This is a genomic window from Mesorhizobium sp. M4A.F.Ca.ET.050.02.1.1 (genome assembly GCF_003997725.1).
In the GTDB taxonomy this organism is placed as follows: Bacteria; Pseudomonadota; Alphaproteobacteria; order Rhizobiales; family Rhizobiaceae; genus Mesorhizobium.
The window spans coordinates 1-3015 of record NZ_RZSG01000729.1; the positions used below are offsets into that span (position 1 = coordinate 1).

Here is a 3015-nt window from a genome sequence, read left to right on the forward strand (position 1 = left end):
CCGCCTATATGCTCGGCTTCGGCGGCGGGCAGCTTTTCTTCGGGCCGATCTCGGATCGATTCGGGCGTCGCGCGCCGCTGGTCTTCGGCCTGATCGTCTATGTCGCCGCCGCGGCTGCAGCCGCCGTCGCGCCGAGTTTCGCCTTGTTGCTCACCTGCCGCCTCATACAAGGCTTCGGCGCCGCCGCGACCCGCGTCATCGCCGTCTCGATCGTGCGCGATACGTTCGAGGGGCGGCGCATGGCCGAAGTGATGTCCCTGATCTTCATGGTGTTCATGGCGATCCCGGTCGTCGCGCCTGGCATTGGCCAGTTCGTCATGTTGTTTGCAAGCTGGCACTGGATCTTCGTGACCATGGCCGTCGGGGCGTTGATCATATCGGCGTGGGCGGTGCTGCGCCTGCCGGAGACGCTGCATCCGGAATATCGCCGGCCACTGACGGTCAGCGCGGTCGTCGATGGTTTCCGCATCGTGCTCACCAACCGTCTCACGCTGTGCTATGCCTTCGCCAGCACCTTCATCTTCGCCGCCATGTTCGGCTTCATCAGTTCCGCGCAGCAGATCTATGTCGACATCTTCCATGTCGGCGAGCTGTTCCCGCTGATCTTCGCCGGCGTCGCCGCCGCGCTCGCTTTCTCGAATTACCTCAACTCGCGGCTGGTCGGACAGGTTGGCATGCGTCGACTGTCGCAAGGTGCGCTGCTTGTGTTCCTCTGCATCAGTCTTGCCTGGCTGGTCGTCTCGCTCGAAATGACCATGCCGCTCTGGCTCTTCATCACCTTATTTGCCGGCGCCATGGTGCCGTTCGGTGGCCTGGGCGCGAATTTCAACGCGCTCGCCATGGAGCCGCTCGGCGAACTCGCCGGGACTGCTGCATCCATCCTGGGCTTCATGCAGACCTTTCTCGGCGCCCTGATCGGAGCGGCGATCGGCCTGGCCTACAACGGCACGGTGACGCCGCTCGCCGCCGGCTTCTGCAGCGTGTCGGTCGCGGCGCTGCTGATGATCCTGATTGCCGAGCGCGGCAGGCTGTTCCAGCCGCATAACCCGCCGGTGTGAGCCCAGCCTAAGGTCTTAGTCGGCCCAGAGTTCGCGGCGCAGCTCCTGCCAGCTGTCCTTGTCGGGGGCGACCAGGATGCCGCCGTCGACATGCGAGGGCAGATAGGCGCTGCCGTCGATCCGCGCCGCGTAGCCACCCGCTTCCTGGTGGATCAGCACGCCGGCCAGATGATCCCACGGCATCAGCTTGTTGTAGACGACGAAATGCGCGTGGCCGCTGGCGAGCAGCCGGTATTCGTGCGCCGCGCAGCGATAGCCGAACTGCGACAGCGCCTTGGTCTGGTTGCGGGCGAGCCGCGAGCGCTCGGGTTCCGGCAGGTATTGCCAGGAGACGGCGCCCGTCATTTGCGAGATCGGCACGGCCGCCGCGACGCGCACCTTCTCCAGCGAGCCATCGGCGTGGCGGATGTGGCTGCCTGCGCCTTTGGCGCCGATCAGCCAGTCCTTGCCGACGGGGTCGTGGATGATGCCGGCGACGGTCTCGCCCTTGACGACAACGCCCAGCATGACGCCGAACAGCGGCACGCCGGAGGCGAAGTTGAAGGTGCCGTCGACCGGATCGATGACAAAGGCGAGCTCGGCATCGCCGAGACCGCCGAGCAGCGCCGGATTGTCGGAGCAGGCCTCCTCGCCAACGATCATGGCCGAGGGATAGCGCTCGCGCAGCCTTGCCGTGATCAGCCGCTCGGCATTGACGTCGGCCTCGGTCACCAGATCGGCGGCCGATGTCTTCTGGCGGATGTCGCCTTCGCCCAGCCGGCGAAAGCGCGGCATGATCTCGGCAGTGGCCGCGTCGGAGAGGAGACCGGCAAGCCAGTCGATGGCGCTATCGTCAATTGTCATAGGGATCGTCTTACCTGTCGTTGAGGGCGGCGAAGTCGAACAGCTTCCTGTCGAGCAGATGCGAGGGCCGCACATTCGTCATGGCGCGGATCATCGTGTCCTTGCGGCCGGGCATGCGCCTTTCGATGTCGTCCAGCATCGCCTTCATGGCATTGCGCTGCAGGCCTTCCTGGCTGCCGCAGAGATCGCAGGGGATGATCGGGAACTGCATCGCGTCGGCGAATTTCTCGAGATCGGCCTCAGCGTTATAGGCGAGCGGCCGCAGTACCATGACGTCGCCTTCATCGTTGAGGAGTTTCGGCGGCATTGCGGCAAGGCGACCGCCATGGAACAGGTTCATGAAGAAGGTTTCGAGGATGTCCTCGCGGTGGTGACCCAGCACGAGAGCGGCGCAGCCCTCCTCGCGCGCGATGCGGTAGAGGTGGCCGCGCCGCAGTCGCGAGCAGAGCGAGCAATAGGTGCTGCCTTCGGGCAGCTTGTCGGTGACCACCGAATAAGTGTCCTGGTATTCGATACGATGCGCAATGCCGTTGGCATTGAGGTAGTCGGGCAGGACGTGCTTGGGAAAGTTCGGCTGGCCCTGGTCGAGATTGCAGGCGAGCAGATCGACCGGCAGCAGGCCACGCCATTTTAGGTCGAGGAGCAGGGCGAGCAGGCCGTAGGAATCCTTGCCGCCGGACAGCGCCACCAGCCAGCGTTCGCCGGGCTTCACCATGGCGAAGTCCTCGATCGCCTGGCGCGTCAATCGCAGCAGTCGCTTGCGCAGCTTGTTGAACTCGACCGACGACGGCACCTCGGCAAACAGCGGATGGAAGCCGCCCTCAGTGTCGTCGCCGACCGGCTCGAGGGATTTGACGTCTGGCAGCATATTCATGGCGCATCGGCCCCAGGGACAGGTGTCGGCGCCCGGATTAGCGCATCGGCCCGGAAATCGAAATCGATTTCTGCGGCGCGGCCGCACGGCGGATCCGCCAAAGCAAAAAAGGCCGCCCACTGGGCGGCCTTTCGATAGGTTGCTGAACCAGCAATCAGCGCGAATAGAATTCGACGACCAGGTTCGGTTCCATCTGCACGGCGAACGGAACATCCGACAGGCCGGGGATGCGCGCGAAGG

3 protein-coding genes and 1 pseudogene are annotated in these 3015 nt (G+C 64.7%); 1 reads left to right on the forward strand and 3 read right to left on the reverse strand.

Annotated features, from left to right (window positions below; all coding sequences use genetic code 11):
* Window positions 1–1058, forward strand: a 1058-nt coding sequence (locus EOA33_RS30140) for a multidrug effflux MFS transporter (RefSeq protein ID WP_127407303.1), incomplete at its 5' end; no start/stop codon positions are given.
* 15 nt (window positions 1059–1073) lie between these two features.
* Here EOA33_RS30140 and EOA33_RS30145 read toward each other — a convergent pair.
* The 3 genes and pseudogenes from EOA33_RS30145 to EOA33_RS30155 all read right to left on the reverse strand — a co-directional run.
* Entirely contained in the window at window positions 1074–1901 is an 828-nt protein-coding gene (locus tag EOA33_RS30145; RefSeq protein ID WP_127407304.1) for an inositol monophosphatase family protein, read from the reverse strand.
* A 10-nt stretch (window positions 1902–1911) separates the two neighbouring features.
* Complete coding sequence (gene ttcA / locus EOA33_RS30150) at window positions 1912–2769, reverse strand: tRNA 2-thiocytidine(32) synthetase TtcA (RefSeq protein WP_189375669.1); 858 nt, start codon at window positions 2767–2769, stop codon at window positions 1912–1914.
* 160 nt (window positions 2770–2929) lie between these two features.
* Window positions 2930–3015 (reverse strand): annotated as a pseudogene (locus EOA33_RS30155) (30S ribosomal protein S4); the annotation flags it as partial.

Coding starts and splice junctions, on each gene's coding strand:
- ttcA (WP_189375669.1), bottom strand. CDS start 2,769: ATGCTGCCAGACGTCAAATCCCTCGAGCCGGTCGGCGACGACACTGAG.
- EOA33_RS30145 (WP_127407304.1), bottom strand. CDS start 1,901: ATGACAATTGACGATAGCGCCATCGACTGGCTTGCCGGTCTCCTCTCC.